At 47.8% G+C, this 17,938-nt stretch carries 16 protein-coding genes and 1 tRNA gene; 7 read left to right on the top strand and 10 right to left on the bottom strand.

The features are described from left to right. Nucleotides 1-465: 465 nt before the first annotated feature. A complete protein-coding gene (locus JUF22_RS02810) occupies nucleotides 466-795 on the top strand; it encodes an ASCH domain-containing protein (protein ID WP_203643056.1) in 330 nt (109 codons plus the stop codon). Between the two features lie 104 nt (nucleotides 796-899). Here the strand turns inward: JUF22_RS02810 and tnpA are convergent, their stop codons facing one another. After that, nucleotides 900-1,319 (bottom strand): IS200/IS605 family transposase, encoded by a 420-nt coding sequence (gene tnpA / locus JUF22_RS02805; protein ID WP_203643054.1) that lies wholly within the window; start codon nucleotides 1,317-1,319, stop codon nucleotides 900-902. 95 nt (nucleotides 1,320-1,414) lie between these two features. On the opposite strand from tnpA, the gene JUF22_RS02800 reads away from it, so the two are divergent. Beyond that, a complete protein-coding gene (locus JUF22_RS02800; RefSeq protein ID WP_203643051.1) occupies nucleotides 1,415-2,668 on the top strand; it encodes an RNA-guided endonuclease InsQ/TnpB family protein in 1,254 nt (417 codons plus the stop codon). 428 nt (nucleotides 2,669-3,096) lie between these two features. Here JUF22_RS02800 and JUF22_RS02795 read toward each other — a convergent pair whose 3' ends face one another. Further along, on the bottom strand, nucleotides 3,097-3,843 hold the full coding sequence (locus JUF22_RS02795) for an alpha/beta hydrolase (protein WP_203643050.1): 747 nt from the start codon (nucleotides 3,841-3,843) through the stop codon (nucleotides 3,097-3,099). Nucleotides 3,844-4,091: 248 nt separating this feature from the next. Between JUF22_RS02795 and JUF22_RS02790 the strand changes: the two genes are divergently transcribed. After that, nucleotides 4,092-5,081: a nucleoid-associated protein gene (locus JUF22_RS02790; RefSeq protein ID WP_203643049.1), complete on the top strand. Its 990-nt coding sequence runs from the start codon at nucleotides 4,092-4,094 to the stop codon at nucleotides 5,079-5,081. Nucleotides 5,082-5,205: 124 nt separating this feature from the next. On the opposite strand, the gene JUF22_RS02785 is transcribed toward JUF22_RS02790, so the two are convergent. The 3 genes from JUF22_RS02785 to JUF22_RS02775 all read right to left on the bottom strand — a co-directional run bounded on the left by JUF22_RS02785 (nucleotide 5,206) and on the right by JUF22_RS02775 (nucleotide 7,708). Beyond that, nucleotides 5,206-5,928, bottom strand: coding sequence for an MIP/aquaporin family protein (locus tag JUF22_RS02785; protein ID WP_203643048.1), 723 nt, complete (start codon nucleotides 5,926-5,928; stop codon nucleotides 5,206-5,208). A 190-nt stretch (nucleotides 5,929-6,118) separates the two neighbouring features. Next, nucleotides 6,119-7,276, bottom strand: a complete 1,158-nt coding sequence (locus tag JUF22_RS02780) for an MFS transporter (RefSeq protein ID WP_203643046.1) — start codon at nucleotides 7,274-7,276, stop codon at nucleotides 6,119-6,121. A gap of 6 nt (nucleotides 7,277-7,282) precedes the next feature. Then, nucleotides 7,283-7,708, bottom strand: coding sequence for a MarR family winged helix-turn-helix transcriptional regulator (locus tag JUF22_RS02775; RefSeq protein WP_203643044.1), 426 nt, complete (start codon nucleotides 7,706-7,708; stop codon nucleotides 7,283-7,285). Between the two features lie 204 nt (nucleotides 7,709-7,912). Here JUF22_RS02775 and JUF22_RS02770 point away from each other — a divergent pair, with 204 nt between their 5' ends. The 3 genes from JUF22_RS02770 (at nucleotide 7,913) to JUF22_RS02760 (ending at nucleotide 9,822) form a co-directional block, all read left to right on the top strand. After that, nucleotides 7,913-8,407: a prolyl-tRNA synthetase associated domain-containing protein gene (locus JUF22_RS02770; RefSeq protein WP_203643648.1), complete on the top strand. Its 495-nt coding sequence runs from the start codon at nucleotides 7,913-7,915 to the stop codon at nucleotides 8,405-8,407. A 146-nt stretch (nucleotides 8,408-8,553) separates the two neighbouring features. Next, complete coding sequence (locus JUF22_RS02765) at nucleotides 8,554-8,973, top strand: helix-turn-helix domain-containing protein (RefSeq protein ID WP_203643039.1); 420 nt, start codon at nucleotides 8,554-8,556, stop codon at nucleotides 8,971-8,973. A 3-nt stretch (nucleotides 8,974-8,976) separates the two neighbouring features. After that, nucleotides 8,977-9,822 (top strand): alpha/beta fold hydrolase, encoded by an 846-nt coding sequence (locus JUF22_RS02760; protein ID WP_203643038.1) that lies wholly within the window; start codon nucleotides 8,977-8,979, stop codon nucleotides 9,820-9,822. 82 nt (nucleotides 9,823-9,904) lie between these two features. On the opposite strand, the gene JUF22_RS02755 is transcribed toward JUF22_RS02760, so the two are convergent. Continuing rightward, a complete protein-coding gene (locus JUF22_RS02755; protein ID WP_203643037.1) occupies nucleotides 9,905-11,752 on the bottom strand; it encodes a DUF5776 domain-containing protein in 1,848 nt (615 codons plus the stop codon). A 149-nt stretch (nucleotides 11,753-11,901) separates the two neighbouring features. Next, nucleotides 11,902-13,701 carry a DUF5776 domain-containing protein gene (locus tag JUF22_RS02750; protein ID WP_203643035.1) on the bottom strand — a complete coding sequence of 600 codons (1,800 nt, stop codon included), beginning with the start codon at nucleotides 13,699-13,701 and terminating at the stop codon, nucleotides 11,902-11,904. 300 nt (nucleotides 13,702-14,001) lie between these two features. Between JUF22_RS02750 and JUF22_RS02745 the strand changes: the two genes are divergently transcribed. Next, a complete protein-coding gene (locus tag JUF22_RS02745) occupies nucleotides 14,002-15,003 on the top strand; it encodes an NADP-dependent oxidoreductase (RefSeq protein ID WP_203643034.1) in 1,002 nt (333 codons plus the stop codon). Nucleotides 15,004-15,100: 97 nt separating this feature from the next. Here JUF22_RS02745 and JUF22_RS02740 read toward each other — a convergent pair. The 3 genes from JUF22_RS02740 to JUF22_RS02730 all read right to left on the bottom strand — a co-directional run bounded on the left by JUF22_RS02740 (nucleotide 15,101) and on the right by JUF22_RS02730 (nucleotide 17,346). Then, nucleotides 15,101-15,173: transfer RNA gene (locus JUF22_RS02740), tRNA-Ala, on the bottom strand. 66 nt (nucleotides 15,174-15,239) lie between these two features. Next, on the bottom strand, nucleotides 15,240-16,457 hold the full coding sequence (locus JUF22_RS02735; RefSeq protein WP_203643033.1) for an ABC transporter permease: 1,218 nt from the start codon (nucleotides 16,455-16,457) through the stop codon (nucleotides 15,240-15,242). Next, complete coding sequence (locus JUF22_RS02730) at nucleotides 16,450-17,346, bottom strand: ABC transporter ATP-binding protein (protein ID WP_203643032.1); 897 nt, start codon at nucleotides 17,344-17,346, stop codon at nucleotides 16,450-16,452. The genes JUF22_RS02735 and JUF22_RS02730 overlap by 8 nt, the downstream gene beginning before the upstream one ends. Nucleotides 17,347-17,938 lie beyond the last annotated feature (592 nt).

The following is a 17,938-nucleotide window of genomic DNA, read 5'->3' as shown; positions in this document are numbered from 1 at the left end:
GTTAACAAGATGGGGCATTTTACAATCAAAAGCGCAGTCGTATTTTCCCTCGTAAAACCGAAAAATATTCGTCAATTTTCGTGGCTTTAAAATGCAACAGGACTTGTTGCAACTCCATTGATTATAGCGGGTTTAGCGGCAAAAAGAAATGAAAAAAGATGACGAACAGCGCAGATGATTAAGGCAGGAAATTAACTGTGAAATGTAAGCAAATTAACTACGTCGAAAGCGAGAGATTTGATCAACAAAGTAATGAGTATCTCTTGTAAATTAAAATTAGGTTAGAATTCTGTCCAACTTTAATGTAGGATAGAATTTAATTCAGAAAAGTAATTTATGTACTGGTACCGGGCCGGTGTCCTTGTGGCTGGCGTATCGGCTGGTGTGGCGAAGTGGCTTGAAGCGTTATATGAGTGATAGTACCGCCGAAGGTCGCGAAAGTTGTGGTGAAAGTGGGGGATTAGCTTGGAAATGGGATTGAATCCGGATCAATTTGACCTGATCCGCGCGGGCAGTAAGACCATTGAGATTCGGTTAAATGACGACAAACGGCGCGGCCTGCAGGTGGGTGATGTGATTACCTTTCGCAATGTGGTGGATGAGACGCAGCGACAGGTCAAACGGGTGAAGAGCCTACACCAGTTTGCGACCTTTGCCGCGCTCTATAGTCAATATTCGCCGGTCAGTGTGGGCAGCGCGCCAACGGCCGATGTTGCCCAGATGGTCGCCGACACGTATACCATTTACACGCCGGAACAGGAGCGGCGGTGGGGCGTGTTGGCGATTGGAATTTAGAAAAATTGGGATGAAAAAAGCCATGTTCGTGCTGAACATGGCCTTTGTGCATTTAATATAAATTAGGCAGAATTCCCTTGCATTCAAACAAGGGATGAATGCCACTAGACCTTTCGCTGATTAGCAATGTAGTTTTCTACGGTTGTCTTGCTCATATCACCAAGGGTACTCATGAAGTAATTAGGAGACCAAAGATGTCCACCCCAGAACTTTTGAGCCTTTATCTCTGGATGTAGTTCAAAGAATAAGCGAGCCGAGCCGCCCTTGAAGGCCTTGACAACGTTGGTTGGCGCGTATTTAGGCTTAAAGCTCAAGAGTAAGTAGATATGGTCCGGCATTACCTCCATTTGCTCAATGGTCACTTCGTTCAGCCGGGCTATCTTCGTTAGAATGCCGGTCATTTCAGCGACTAGCTTTGGCGTTGTAAATGCTTCGTGCCGGTATTTGGTGACCCAGATCAAGTGAAAATGAAAGTTGTAAACATAACCTCGTTCGTGGATCATCCCTCCAATATTCTTACTCATATGTACCCTCCATAAATATTATTATAAGACAACTTACTATGAGTTCAGTATACTCATATGGTATGCTACCATCAAGCAAAAGGAGGTGGCAGTTCATGACGAAAACGATGGCACAATTACCTTATCACTATGGGGTTAAGGTCCGGGTCTTTCCTTCAACCGAACAGAAACGGCTGATCAAACGTAACAGTGATGCGAGTCGCTTTATTTATAACGAAATGAACGGGATGAACAATGATCTATTCTGGTTGAAGAAAGTCAAAACACCAATCACGCTTGTTTTGAAGCGGATTGCTGATTTGACTGAGCGTCTGAAAAAGCCATCAACTGCTATCTCTAATATTCATGGTTGGCTCAACCATCCAGATTTTGATAGCCTAATGAAAGCCAATGCCATCAAGAATTACAAGACCGCCTGGAAGCTATTCCGCCAGGTTCATCAGGCGGGGACACCTAATTTTCATAAGCGTGGTTATTCTCAGACTTATCAAACGTCTTGTCTTTACAGTGCCAAAGTAACAGCCCCAACTATGAAGAATGGTAGCGTTAGACTAACTGACAATCACCACCTGCAATTGCCCAAGCTGGGACGTCTCCGTTTCAAGGGACTTCCACTGAAGATTTTAGAACGAGCTAATGACATTAGAATTGGGACGACAACCGTCTCAATGGACGCTGCGGGTCATTACTTTGTGTCCATGCAGATTGGGTCGGAACATCCATTTGTTGCTAAGCAACACGCGATTGAATCTAAAGTCGGCATTGATTTGAACCTTGATAATTTTCTGACGGACTCCAATGGGCAGGTGATTGATAATCCACGTTATTACCGGACGATTAAAGGAAAACTGGCTAAAGCTAAGCGGAAACTGTCACGGCGGGCTAGACGGGCTAAAAAGAGTCAACGACGGTTATCAGAATCAAAGAATTATCAAAAGCAACGGCTACTAGTGGCTAAATTACAGCTTAAAGTTGCCAATCAACGTAAAAACTTCCTGCACCACGTCTCTACGACCTTGGTCAAAAACCACGATTTAGTCGTAGCTGAAGAACTGCGGGGTAAAAATATGTTACGAAATCACGCCTTGGCAATGAGCATCTCGGACGTCGGTTGGCGAACTTTACTAAGTATGCTGGCTTATAAAGCTGACTCGTACGGTCGGAATTTTTTGACAATTAATCCACGAAATACGACGCAAACTTGTAGCTGCTGTGGGCATGTCATGACCGGTAAGAACAAGTTGACGTTGGCTGACCGCGAGTGGACGTGTCCTAGTTGTGGCACGTTTCATGTGCGCGACCATAATGCAGCTAAAAATATATTAGCTAAGGGTTTAGTAGCCTTATAAAAAATGAGTCCGTCTGGCAACCTGCGGACCTAAAAGGCTTTGGTAATTAGCGGATAAGTCCTATTCGTAGGCTAGCGCTGTATCTAAGCAAATTGTGGTCACCATGCTATGGGGTATGGTTCTCACAAGCGTCCGTTTTTAAACGGGCGTGGTTGACAATGGTATGGGTCCCGTAACGTTTGGTGACATTGCGCAAGGTAATAATCGGTTGCGTCATCAGGCTACCTCCTCTATGGTTAGAATTTTTTAGAGTAAAAACTGGTGTAACCTAACTGATTATAGCGGGTTTTCCGGGAAAAGGGAACGAAAAAAGAGACAGGTCGGCCATGATAATTAGGGGAGGTAATCAACGACCAGCTAGCCGGTGAATCCTCTGAAAAATGGCCACTAAAAAACGCGTCCAGTCGCTGGCTGAACGCGTAAGATGATTAATCTTGAATAAAGTCGGTGGCTAACTGCAGGACCGTTTCGCGGGCGTCCCCGTCTAGGCGATGGCTGGCGCCGGGGATGAGGTGCAGGGTGCTGTCTTGGTAAACGGCGTCGTACCGTTCGGAAGCGCGGTGGGCGACAATCTGGTCGGCGTCCCCGTGAATCAGGCAGACGGGACCGGCGAAGGCCTGCGCAGTCTCATAGATGGGGAGTAGTTGAGCCGTGCGGAGGTAAAAGCCGCCCAGCGTCTCACCATTGTCCATGGGTTGTTGCGCGGGGATGTGGTGTGGGTCGTAAACCAAGCCACGGGTGCGCCCGGCAATGGCATCGTCCTTTAGCGTAGCGGCGGGCGCCATCAGCACTAATTTGTGAATCACATCGGGGTAGTAGCCGGCTAGCATGCTGGCGACCACGCCACCCTGGGAGTGGCCCAACAAGTCGATCCGTTGTGGCTTGAGTCGCGTCTGCACGGCAGTCAACACGGCCTGCGCGTCGGCGATTTCGTTGAGAACGGTCATGTTGGCGAAGTCGCCATCGCTGTGTCCCAGACCGTTAAAGTCGAAACGCACGGTGCTCACACCAATTGCCCGCAAACGTTGGGCCAGCTGAACCAGTAGGGCCGTGGGCGTGTACCCGCGGTCGCTCGTGAAACCGTGCATGAGAATGGCAACCGTGCCGTTGGGCTGTGGTGCTGGCTCGTAAATACCTGCTAAAGTTAATCCGTCACGCGTGACGTTAAATTCCATCTTGAAGACCTCCATTTTCATCCTGCTTACCTCTCTAGGATAGTCGGAAATGCCTCATTTTGCGAAACTTTTTTTAAATGCAATTTTGTTTTCATCGGTATACGCTTGTTTGGTCACTTGGTTTAGACGGCATAAGAGTGGCTGGTGGCGATAGCTTTCGTAGTCAATGCTAGATATAATGATATTAGCTGGTTTTTACCAGTAACTAAACCGTCTTTTAATACCGGTATGCAGAGTGAGGAAAAGTAATGCGAATTCTAAATGTGATTGACCACATCTTGGATAAGGACTCCGGCAACGTTGTTTTGTCGCAAAAAGAGATTGCTAAGGACAACCTTGAAATTTCCAAGTACGTTGAAAAAGTGATTGATAAATTTGAAAAAAGTGAATATGTAGAGTTGGCGCTATCACGGATTCCGATGCTCGAACAGTTCTGGAATGGGCGTGACGATTTTCAAAAACTGACGGAAAAATTTGCGTTGGATTATTTTGACAGTATCAAGGTCAATGAAAAAATTCCCGGTGGCGACTTGTTATTCTTTAACGTCGAACTCGAGGACTTGAGCCAAATGATTGGGATTGCCAAGTTGGATTACACCCAGCGCTATATCCATAACGTTGAGTATGACGAGGATGTTATGGTTAATAACATCGTTCAAAACAAGAGTATCCTGCCATCGCCTAGTCAGGGGGTCAAGAACATGCTCCTGATGGATGGCGAAAAAGTTCAGCTGCGTGAACAGCAGTACACGGGTGCCAGTGGTAAGTGGCTGATGTCGCGGGATTTTCTTAACGTTGCGGCGGTTCCCGCCAAAGTTTCGAATAACGTTAAGCAGATCAAAAAATCGATTCAAAAAATTTCGGAACAGTACGATGACGGGGATGACTTCACCATCACGTCCAAGACGCAACAGGCGATTCACGACAGTATCGAGACGGATGGCGTCATCGATAATGATTATATCGCCGACGTGGTGTTTGACCAGAAAGAAGAAGCTAAAGCAGAATTTAAGGACCAACTGGCCAAAAAGGCGATTGAACCAGTCGTTACCGTCCCCAACGCGGATTATTTTGAAAAGAAATATGAGCGCCAAAAGATCAAGTTAGATAATGGGATTGAAATCAACGTGCCGATTAGCTTGTTGAAGAACCGGGATGCGATTGCGTTTGAAACGAAACCGGATGGCAGTACTTCGGTGGTGATTAAGAATATTGGGAGTCTGAAGAGTCAGTTTTAGGTAGCGAATTTTTTTAAAAGAAAACGGGGAAGCGAAGAACAGGTGGCGGCGTAGCTATCCGGATGTTTAAAAATTAGAAACGAAAAAGGTCATGTTCAGCGCGAACATGACCTTTTGAATAGCTTTAGTTAAAAACCGTTTGCCAGAGAACCGTGGCACAGACGGCCCCGGCGATTGGTGCGATGACTGGCACCCAGCTGTATTCAAACTGCGAACTCCCTTTGTGAGGGAATGGCCAGATGGCGTGGAGCAGGCGGGGACCCAAGTCACGGGCCGGGTTCAATGCCGGACCGGTGGGACCACCCAGGGAAACGACCAAACACATGACCAGGAAGCCCAGGCCAATGAAGTCGGCGCGGGGGTCCAATTTGTCGGCGGTCATGGCAACGGCGCCCAGCACCAGCAGAAAGGTGCCGAGAAATTCGTTGATGAACCCGTTCAGCTTGCTGTCGGCGGCATCAATCGTGGAAAAGGTTCCCAGGATGGCTTCCGTGTCCGTCGTTTTCTCGTAGTAGGGTTTGTAGGCGAGGACCACGGCCAGTTGACCGATGATGGCGCCCAGCAATTGCGCCACCACATAGGGCAGCACTTCTTGCCACGGAAAATTGCCGACGACGGCTGAGGCAATCGTCATGGCCGGGTTGATCTGGGCCCCGGAAATGGTCCCAAACATGAGGGCAGGAATCATGACCCCAATCCCGTACCCCCAACCAATCAACAGCCAGCTGCCGTGATAGCCCTTGGTACCCTTGAGCTCAACGTTGGCAACGGAACCGTTACCCAGGGCAACCATGATGGCCGTCCCAATAAATTCGGCAATGCACCGAATGAATAATGAATCATGCATAAATAAGTTCAACTCCACATAAGTATAAGATAGCCGACTGCGCCAGTCACCGCCCACCGACCACTGGTGGGACGTCGAAAAACAGCAGTATTCCTATCATACGCCTATCGTGGGTTGCTTTCACGATAAGTTTCAATTTGTTGTGATAAAAGTTGGAAATAATTAAGGACTTACATTTTTAGATTAAATATTAGGCTAATAGTCGTCGATTAGCTAGGTAAACGACCACCGTCACTGGTAACGACAGTGCCATGACCGGGTAGAGCCAAGTCCAGGGTAAGACGGCCGTGATAATTCCGGCTAGCACCGGCCCACCTGACATCCCGATATCCACGCCAATATAGAAGGTGCTATTCGCTAAACCACGGTCTGACATGGGAACTAGTGTCAGTGCCTTGGCCTGGCAAATTGAGAACATTAGGCCATAACCGGCTGCAAAGCCAAACGCGCCCAGGAATAACATAAACCAATTGTTTAAATCGGTGGGACCAATGATGCCCAACAGGTTAAAGCCCAAACATAGCCAGAAGAATTTTTTAAACGGGATGTGATCAAAGGCATCGCGTAACAGCAGGCGCATCACTAACAAGATAATGGCGTAAGCGGGGAAGAAAGCGCCTGCCGGGACGGCGAAGTGACAATGGGCAATATAGCTCACGATGTAGGTTTCTGTGGCGAAATAGGGTAAGGAGAATAAGAGTAAAATGATTGCCAAAGGAACGACCTTAGGCTGAACCAGGTGGATTTTTTTAGCTGGCTCTGACTGCGTTGCGTGAGGCTGACTAGGAAGCCCCCGATTGCTGACAAATTGAATGACGATCAACATTAAAACGCTAAAGAAGGAGGCGACCCAAAAGACGCTTTGGTAGTTGTACTGTTGGTATAAGTAAACACTGAATGCCGGGCCCACAGCCATGCCCAGGGCACTCGATAGGCCGTAAATCCCCATGCCAGAACCAATTCGGTCGGCGGGTAAGAGGTCGGCTATCCAGGTCGCCATGCAGACGGAGCACAGGGTATAGCCAAAACCACTAATCACACGGAAAAGCAGAATTAGAGCGACATTCGTGGTGAACGTATACCCTAGGCTGGCTACCAAAAGGGAGATGCCGCCAATGAGGGTGAGGCTGTATTTAGAAAGACGATCGGTTAAATTACCCGCTAGCGGCCGTAACACGAGGGCGGTTAGGTTCATGGCCCCAGCAATCACCCCGGCTAAAATACTGCTGGCCCCGCTGTTTGCTGAAAAGCCCGCGATAACCGGATTGATCAACATAGGACTCATTAAATAAAAGAAACTTGCGACTAAAACTAATAGAACATTCTTACTGTATAAGCGCGTGTGCACGCCCAATCATTTCCCTTCTAAGTTTGCGTTAGCGCGTCGAGCCAAGGCTAAAAATTGCTGTTGCTCTGCGGCTGTAAAGCCAGCGAAAAGTTCTTCACTCGTTCGCCAGCCGTGTTTCGTTAACTGGGCATATTTGGATAACCCCAGCGGAGTGACCACCACTAATTTGGACCGGCCATCTTGCGGATTGGCTGTTAGGGTGACAACCCCTAAGGCCACCATATGCTGGACGATGACTCGGGCCGTCTGATGCGTGATGCCCTGATAGTCTTTGAACGTCGCAATTGTCTGGTTAGGATTTTCTGCGAAGTACTTTAGGGCATCCCCCTGTCCGATCGTTAAATCTAAATCTTGAATGTGTCGATTCCGCCGTTGCTTGATTCGACGGGCCAGCTGTAACAACTGGCGCGCAACCATGCCATCATCAATCATTTCATCACCTCATGATTAAAGTGTACAGCACACTGTACAGTTTTGTAAGGGTTAATTTGCTTGCTAGTCTATTTTGACCTAGGCACAATTTCTGAAACTAATTGACGATGATGTGTGTTCAACGGCAAAAGTCCGTGCTAGAATAAATGATAAGTTAACATGTAAACGCTGTTATAAAATGCAAAATTTGAAGGGATGATCGTTGTGGAACCTGCCAAACAAGTCGAAGAAGCCTTAGAAAAGATGAACATTCAATACCAAATCGTTCATCACGCTGTTGCCCATACCACTGAAGAAGCTGACGCCTTCATCGAGGGCATTGAAGGCGTCCGGACGAAGACCATGTTCTTAACGAACAAGAAGAAAACCGAATGTTATTTGCTAGTCATGGATGATGCCAAGCGGCTCGACTTCCATCAATTTGAAGAACTGACCGGTGCCAAACGGGCCAAGATGGGCCATGATGATTTGTTGTTTGAGAAGCTGGGCTTGGAACCCGGCATCGTCTCTATCTTTGAGCTGTTGAACAACAAAGATCATGACGTGAAGGTTTACTTTGACAAAGCCATCTTGAGTGAGAAGCGTATGAGTTTTCACCCCAACATCAACACCAGCACGATTTTTGTAGATAGTGATGATGTCCTGCAGTTCGTTAAAAACTTAGGATACGATTACCAGATTCTTGAATTAGAGGGCTAATGCCTGAAGAAAAGAGAGTGGGCTGTGTTTCTTGGCCGGCTCTCTTTTTACGTTGTCAGGTATTGTGATAGTTAATCTAGAAGCGGCTTGACAAGAAAAAAATTTTAGCTTTATAGTGTATGTACACGATAAGGAGGGCGATAAGTGTGACGCACCATTTTTACGAAACCTGTGCCTACTTTACAGCGGCACGGTACATGCGGACCGCTGAAGCCGCGGCCGACAAGTTCTTTAAACCCACCGGGATGCGGCCGGCCTATTCCTATTTGATGATGGCCTTGGAGGACCAACATCCATTGACCATCAGTGAGCTGGCCGAGAACCTGGGCTATGAGCGGTCCTCCAGCTATCGCATGGCCCAAAAGCTGGAACGACAAGGGTATCTTAAAATGTACCTCAATGGCAAGTCGGCGACTGTCGATCTCTTGCCGGCCAGTGGACCATTTCTCGAAACAGCCAATCGCTGTCTCGAGGCGTGGGGCCATTTCACAACGGATAAGCTGGGGGCCGATAAAGCCGCGATGACCCGCTTACTAACGACTAATGACGAAAAATTAAGGAGATAATGAATGATGACTAGTTTTCACACCGTACAAGTAGACGACCTAAACATTTTTTACCGTGAAGCAGGCAATCCGGAAAAGCCGACCATGCTGTTATTCCATGGCTTCCCGTCCGCCAGTCATATGTTTAGAGACCTGATGCCACGCTTGGAAAATGACTTCCACTTGATTGCGCCAGACTATCCGGGGTTCGGTCAATCGAGCATGCCCAACCACAAGGACTTCACGTACACGTTTGCCCATTTGGCTGCGGTCATGACCGACTTTATTGAAAAGTTAGGGTTAAATCCGTTCTACATGTACGTGTTTGATTATGGGGCACCAATCGGTTTTCAAATCGCTGCGGCACATCCAGAGTGGATTCAAGGCATCGTGAGTCAGAACGGAAACGTTTATCAAGAAGGGTTGGGCCAGAAGTGGGCGACCCGCCAGGATTTCTGGGATCACCCGACACCAGAGAAGCGAGCAGGCTATCGGAGTGCGTTTGCGCCGGAAACCATCAAGGGTCAGTATCTGACGGGCACGCCGGCAAACAGTGTGAGTCCCGATGGCTACACGTTGGATATTGCTTACACGCAGAATCCCAATTACGCGGACAATCAACTGGATTTGATTTTTGATTATCAAAATAACATTAAGCAGTACCCCAAGTTCCAGCAGTATCTCCGTGAGAACCAGCCTAAACTATTAGCGATTTGGGGCCGGAATGATCCGTCATTTATTTTCCCTGGGGCCGAAGCGTTCACCAAGGATGACAGTCAGGCGATTGTGAAATCAGTGGATAGTGGCCACTTTGCGTTGGAAAGTCACGCTGCTGAAATTGCTCAGAGTATTCTTGAGGTGTTTGGGTAAAGGGTTAACAAAGAAAAAATTGCAGAAAAATAAGGAGTGGGCTGATTTCTTAGCTCACTCCTTATTAAGGTTGTACTGATTTTTAGTTGATGACGCGCACAAACTGCTTATTCCCGGTGATGTAGCCACCAGCAACCTTGTAGCGCAGGGTGTCGCCCTTGCGGAAGTTGTTGGCGTTGGAGTAGGCCCAACCTTTAACCGTGAAGGTGGCATGAGCCTTCTTAGGATAATGCCGATTGCGGTTCGTCAAGTTGGCTGTGCCATAACGGTTGACGGCCGTCTTGGCTTGAACGCGTTTAGGCATCGTGTATTTTCCAGCGATAACCAGTTTCTTGTTGGCGGAAATGTAGGCGCCATTGCTGAGGACGAAGCGGGTGGTGAGGTTATGGGTGACAATCTTCTTAACTTTGAGGACTTGGCCCTGTTTGTAGTGTGTGGCCTTACCGGTCAGACTCGTCTTGGCGTAGGCGTTCAAGCCTTTGGGATTGATCACGGTGATTTTAGTTGGCCTGTTAGCGTAGTAGACAGGAGCTACATAGCTGGATCTGGTAGTAACGTAGCCGGTGGTTCCTTTGCCATTGAGGTCTTGAACCTGATAACGCTTGACACCATTCTTAGAAGTTGCAGTCCCAATGACCTTGAACATTGGGCGATTCATCCGAGATTTCTTCGCGTAGGTTGTTTTGACTGCCTGCTTGGTGAAGGTTGGGGATGAGTAGAGACGGATTTTCTTGGTCGCATAGATAGCGCTGTTCTTAGACGCGACATTGGCGACATTGGCGGCATGTGCCGCAGCCTTACGGTAGGCATAGGTGACAGATTGGTCTGAATTCGTGTAGGTCCCGGATTCTTGGCCAGTCGTCTTGATAAGGGTGTAGCCATCGATGTTGAGTGCTTCTGTCTGGTAAGTGTCGCCGAGTGACCCAGTCAGCGTTTTGTCTGGTTTCAGAGTATTGCCTTGTTCATCAACGTAGTGGACGGTGACGGGCTTGCTGGTAGCATTTGAGACACTGGGTGTGCTAGGTGTTGTCGGCTTTGAGTCACCGAAGACGAAGCAAGTCGGATGGGCGGTGGTACTCAGTTGACCATCGGCTAGTAAGGTTGGATTGGCAGGGTCACTCCCATCTTGTGAAACGATGAAGTTTTTAAGAGGTTGCATGAGGAGAGCTTTTTCCTGATCGGATGAGGCCTGTAGGTTCAGTTTGGCGAGTTGCTCCGGCGATTTGGTTAAATGGATGCTGTCTGCATTTTCCAGAAGACCTGAGGCCTGCCCGGGAAAATCATTCGCATAGTAATCAAATTTAACATCCGAATTCGAGTCTGGATTGATAGTATCGATTTCATTTAGTTTTGGCACAATGTCTTTTTGGTACTCTGCTTGTATGTCTGCCTGGGTCCGGAGCTTGAGCGCAGTTTGAGCGGCGGACTTAAAGAGCCAGCCGTAGGTGAAATCGAGATCGGACTCATAAGTTATAAAATCAGCGACACTAACGTTAAGCGGGCTGGTTGCGGCCAAAGCGGTCGCTAAGGATTGATTGGGATTGCCGTCAAGCCCATTAGTGGCCAGGTTAATCATTCGGTCTGACACCTTACCAATATTGCCGTCGGCGGTGTCATAAGCATCAAAGGTTGTCTTAAAATTGCTATCCGTATTTAAAATGTCCGCAGATAAAAAGGTTTGTTTAATATTGGGATTATCCGCGGTTGGTGAATACCAAGGAACGTTAGTTGTTTTGCCCGATTCATCAGTTATGATGTTATAGGGGGATTGAATTGTGTTGAATTGATAATGAACAGAGTCAGCTGAAACGGTTGCTTCAGAAGTATCCGGTTCAATGGTTGCTGCCTGAGCCAAGGTTGGTGTGAAGACACCACCGATTAATGTTAATGTGAGGCCGGCTAGGACGAGTCGGCGTGCTATTTTTGACATGAAATCACCTCATAAATTCCGATTTTATTATAATTTGATTTTAGCACATTTAATGGATTAAAAGTTAAATAATTGAATAATCAAAAGTCCGGAACTGTTATTGTCCCGGACTTAAATACTATGGTGAAGATTCTTAATAACATCTAATATTAGTCGATTGCTTTGACAAAGCGTGAATTACCAGTGATATAGCCCCCGATAACCTTGTATCGCAGAGTGTCACCCTTATGAAAATTGGTGACATTGGAGTAGGTCCAGCCGATAACTTTAAGGGAAGTTCCCTTGGCGATGTGGCGGTTCTTTTTAGTCAGGTCAGCCGTATTGTAACGGTTGACGGCTTTCTTGGCTTGAGCGCGTTTAGGCATCGTGTATTTACCAGCGATAACCAGTTTCTTGTTGGCGGAAATGTAGGTGCCATTGCTGAGCACGAAGCGGGTGGTGAGGTTGTGGCTGACAATCTTCTTAACCTTAAGAACTTGGCCTTGTTTGTAGTGCGTGGTCTTACCAGTCAGATTCTTCTTGGCGTAGGCGTTCAAACCTTTGGGATTGATCACGGTGATTTTAGTTGGTTTGTTGGCGTAGTAGACGGTCTTAACGTAAGTGGACCTGGCGGTGATATAGCCGGTTGTCCCTTTACCATTAAGATCCTTCACCCGGTAACGTTTAAGGCCATTCCGTGAGGTCGCAAAGTCAATGACCTTAAACATCGGTCGATTCATTCGAGACTTTTTCACGAAGTGGGTCATCTTTGCGCCAGCGGTAAAGGTGGGAGTGGTGTAAAGGTTTAGGCCTTTTGTGGCGTAGACGACACTGTTTTTCACGACTGGAGCGACGACATTCGGGCGGTAGGTATAGGTGACTGTCTGTTTGCTAGTTGTAAAGATTCCAGTCTCCTGGCCGACCGTTTTGACGAGGTAGTAGCTGGGAATGTTGAGGGGCTGAGTTTGGTAGCGACTTCCAAGTGAGCCAGTCAAGGTCTTAGCTGGTCTGAGGGAGTGGCCCTGCTCATCAAGGTAGTGGACAATGACGGGCTGACTTTGTTGTGGACTGGGTGGCGGTGTTGGGCCAGGTCCTGGTGCAGTGGGTGCTTTGAAGACATAGGTAATGGGGGTCAGAAGCGGATAGGAAACCAACACGCCATCGGCCATGACTTTACCGTCAGGATTATGATGAATAAAGGTTTCAATGGGTGTTTTGAGTAACTTAGCTGCTTTCGCTTCAGATGCAATAGGGTCAAGGTTAACCAGTTCTTCTGGGGAGCTCGTTAAATAGTTGGCGGAAGCGAAAAGTAGCAGTTGAGGAAGATTGCTATCGTATTGGGTCTTATCTGAGAACAAACCATTCAAGGTGGCGAGCGTGTTCGCGTCCATCAGGTTCCCCAGAGCTGTGATTCGCTTCTGCAAAGTCGCTTCATAATGCGCTTGAGCTGAGTCAAAATCAACATGATTTATGACCTTATCCGCAGCGGCTTGGTAAAGCCAAGTATACATGTAGATTGCAGTCTTATAGGTTTGAGTAAAGTCTGTTAGCGTATTAATGTTTGGAAAGATTTTTTTGTCAAGCAGATATTGATCTAGATGTTCATCGGAGGTGACGGTCAGACCATCTTGTATCAGACCTTTCATAGCCTCAACCACATTAAAAACGTTATCATTGGATGGATGGCCTCCGGTTACACTGTTAGTAAAAATGTCTGAATCAGTGGTTTCTTCTGCTGTAAACTCATGGGCAGTGGCATTAGGAAACCAGAACATCTTGCTGGTGTGCCCCTGTTTATCGGTGATGATGTTGTACGGCAATTCCGCGGAATCAAACTTGTAGGTTTGTGTATTAGGGGAATTCGTTTCTGTTGGGAGCGTGGCGGCCTGAACGACAGTGGGGGATAGATTCGTACCAATCAAAAGTAATGACAGGCTAGTCAGGATAAAGCGGTGAATAATCGTCATCATAGCATTACCTCATCTTTTCCTTATTTAGATAGTGTTAGTCTACCACGACTCAGGTTGAAAAACTTGTTTACAAAAACAGAAGAATCTCGGACTAAGGCGTCATAGCTTAGATTGATGACAATTATATAAATTAATTTATGGGATTAACAAGACTGTGACAAGGGTGTGTCTTTATGGGGATGGCATTAGTTTTTATAAAAGTAACTTTATTTGACTATTGTAACTAATTATTATAAGATATTTTCAACTAAAAAAGACAGAACGATATTACTCGCTAACAAGCAAAGGAGAATTGACAAGATGCAAGCTGCCCAATTACTGAAATATGACAAGAATTTTAAACTAGTTGTGAAGAACATCCCCGTACCAACGCCGACTGAGGATGAAGTCCTAGTTAAAGTAAAGGCAGCGGCCGTCAATCCTTTGGAAAAGTTAATTGGCATCGGCTATCTGAAGTTGCTGCAGAACTATGCCTTACCAGTGACAACGGGAAACGAATTGTCGGGCGTTGTTGAAGCAGTCGGTAAAAATGTGAAAGACTTCAAAATTGGTGATGAAATTTACTCACGGTTGCCCTTAGAAAAGATTGGGGCCTTTGCGGAATATGCTGTGATTGAGTATCATGCCGTCGCGCTGAAACCAACTGGCTTGGATTTTGTACACAGTGCGGCAGTGCCCTTAACCGGCTTGACCGCGTATCAGGGGCTGACCGAAGAACTAGGCGCGCAACCCGGACAAAGCGTGATGATTCCAGGCGGCTCTGGGTCGTTTGGACAAATGGCCATTCCAATTGCTAAGGAACTGGGCTTGAAAGTCATGGTTAGTGGAAATGCGCGCGCAAAACAATCCGTCATGGATATGGGTGTCGAACAATATTTTGATTATCGTGAACAGAATTATTGGGAGCATCTCGAACCCGTTGATTACGTGATTGATACGGTTGGAAAAACAGAGCTGGATCATGAACTTCAGGTGTTGAAACCGGGTGGGCGCTTGTTGTCCTTGATCATGACGCCTAATCGTCAGTTTGCCAAAGATCATCAGATGCCATTTTGGAAAACGGCTTTAATCGGGATTGCCGGTAGCGGGATTGATTGGAAGGCTAAACGAGCAGGCGCTGACTATCGGTTTATTTTCGTGAGAAGTGATGGCGAACAACTGAAGAAAATTACCAAAATTGTTGAAGATAACCAGATTGTGCCGGCGGTTGACCCAACTGAATTTAAGCTGACGGATATCAATAAAGCGTTAGATTATTTGGCAAACGGCCATCCGAAGGGAAAAGTCGTTATTCGGTTTTAAAAATGATTGGCGGTAACGTCTAACAAAATAGAGGGTGAGCTGAATTTTCAGCTCACCCTCTATTAATTTAAATGCCATTTCCCTGAAACCCTATCAATGGACCCTACCGGATTTGAACCGACGACCTCCTGCATGCGAAGCAGGCGCTCTCCCAACTGAGCTAAGGGCCCATACCACTTACGCCATTAATTATAGCACGTTGCCGTGAAATGTTAATGGCTAAATGGCTGTTGCGTTTAGTGCTTAAAACTGTGAATTAGGTGTTGCCACATATTCTCGCTGTCGGTCTGTAACATCAGTCGTTGATACTGGCGGCCAATGTACAGGGCGAACAGGCCAATCGTGACCAACAAGACGACCAGTGAGCCCAGTTGTTCCGCCAGACTGACGGTGCCGTTGATGACCCGCATCGGCATGAAATATGATGAGAAGAAGGGCACGTAGGACAGAATTTTAACGGCTAACGCGTCCAAATTATTTTGGAACGGGAAGGCGGCAAAGAAGCCCAGCATTCCCAGCATCACCACGGGTTGTGCCGCTTTGGAAGCATCCTCTGCCTTGGAGACCAGCGCGCCACTGTAGGCGGCCAGAAGCGTGTAGATGACGACCCCCAACAGGACGTACAGGAGGTTCAGGTTAACAATGTTGTGAACGACACTGTCGACCAGCGATTGGTTCGCACTGACCAGGCGTTTGATGCCGGCGTTGTGCATGGCCAAGCCATAACCGGCCCAACCTCCCAGAAGGTAGATGGCAATTTGCGTGACGATGACCAGCAGAATCCCTAAGATTTTACCGACAAAGTAGCTCGTTGCCGTGGTACTCGAGAAGATGATTTCCATGATCTTCGTGCCCTTATCCGACGCAATTTCTTGGGCCGTGATGGTGGAGTACGTAATCAGGATGATGTAGATCATGGTAATCAGAATCCAGAAGGAGATAATCTTCGCCAGGTTGGTGGCGCCGTCCTTGGTGGCCACGTGCTGCTTAAGCACCGGCGTCTGGGCGAGGGTCTGTTTCTGCTTAGGACTGAGTTTAGCGGCCTGGTAATTTTGAATGGTCTGATATTGCGTCAGGAAGTTTTGGACCTGCGCCTTCAGCCCGTTGGCCATGGCCTTGTTCCCGTGATAATCCCCGCGCAGGTGTGCGCCGCTGGTGCTTAACGTCAGGTAACCAGCCAGGTGGTTGGCCTTCAGGGCCTTCTTGGCCGCGGCGGTCGTGGTGATTTTGGTATTGATCCCGTCCTGGTGCTGTTGCAGGTAGCTTTGCCGGAGCACCTTTGAGTCGCTAATGATGGCGACCTGTTGGCTGCTACGACTGCTATTGGCGCTGACATAGCTAATGCCGACGGTCAGGGCAATCATGACAAATGGCCCCAGAATCATGAATAGGAAGCTCCAGGATTTAATCTGGCGCAGGTAGGTTTCAAACGTGACGACCCAGGTCTTAGACATGTTCCTCACCCACTTTCAAACGGAAAATTTCATCAAGGGTCGGTGGCTGTTGGCTAAATTCTTCAATGTAATGCCCTTGCGTCAGCGCATCGAAAATGGCGGGACCGGCCGCAGCGTCCGTTAAATGCAGGACGTAGCGGTTACCGTGCCGGTGGGTCACACTGGCAACCCCGGTCAAGGCAACGAGCTGCTCGGTGGTCCAGTCGGTCGTGACAAATAGCTCGGTCTTACCAAACTGTTCGCGCACGTCCTCAAGGGTGCCGCGTAACACGACGTTGCCTTTCCGCAGCATCACGAGGCGGTCACAAACGGCCGTAACGTGCTCCATATCGTGACTGGAAAAGATGATAGCCGCGCCACGTTCCTTGGCCGCCACGATGGCTTGCTTCAGGAGGTCGGCGTTGACCGGGTCCAGCCCACTAAAGGGTTCGTCCAGGATCAACAGGTCGGGCTGATGAATCAGCGTGCAAATCAGTTGGACCTTCTGTTGATTCCCTTTGGACAGGTCGTTGATCTTACTCTTGCGGGTCCCCTTGACGTCGAATCGTTGAAGCCAGTCGTCGATTTGTGGGCGAATGACTTTAGCCGGTTGACCTTTAAGCCGGGCCAGGTAAATGATTTGTTGTTCAATCGTCAGCTTGGTCATCAGGCTCCGTTCTTCTGGCAGGTAGCCGATGTGGTCAAAATCCTCGGCGGACAGGGTGTGGCCGTTCCACTGAATACTGCCGCCGTAGTCGATGAAGTTCAGGATACTGTGAAAGGTGGTCGACTTGCCGGCCCCGTTTTGGCCGATCAAGCCCAGTATCTGGCCATCGGGAACGTCAAAGGTGACGTCGTTCAGGGCTTTGACTGGGCCGAATTCTTTGCTGATATGTTGAATGCTTAGCATGGCAAATTCTCCTATCAATTGTTTTGCGGTTAAATGTTTGTTTACTGGGCCTCCGGGCTGGTGAAAATGGGCCGTGGCGCTGTGGGCACCCGTCTGAAGCCTGAGAAGCGGTCTTCAGACTTACTTTGAGCCTCTGAGAAGCGAGTCTCAAAGATAGCAGTTGCCTAAGCGGGAAACCCGCTAAGGCAACTCCCACGGCTGAGCCCATTTTCACCAGCCCTGCGGCTGACACTGATTTAGTCCCATCCTAATGCATCAATGGGTGTGTGCCATCCTTAATAGTCTGATTATTTGGTTTTCGGAGTGTTCATTACGGTATGTTTCACTAGCTCCAAACGGAACCAACTCCCGACTACTAATTGAAATGACGATATTGTTGACTAATCCCATCTCGAACATGCTTATATTATACGCAGATGCGGGGGGAAAACTAAAGGACTCTTAACCGTTTGTAAGGTTCCTGTCACACAGTGGGCCATTGTCTGAAAAAATAAGACGTGCTAATAGCTTATCATGGATGTCGGTTGGAAGAAAGTTATTTGATGTATGAATATAGTATAATGTTAATTATATTTAACCGCAAAAAAACGAC

The sequence above is a fragment of the Levilactobacillus lanxiensis genome (genome assembly GCF_016861655.1).
GTDB classification, from domain to species: Bacteria; Bacillota; Bacilli; order Lactobacillales; family Lactobacillaceae; genus Levilactobacillus; species Levilactobacillus lanxiensis.
This window is presented reverse-complemented; position numbering and strand designations above follow the sequence as displayed.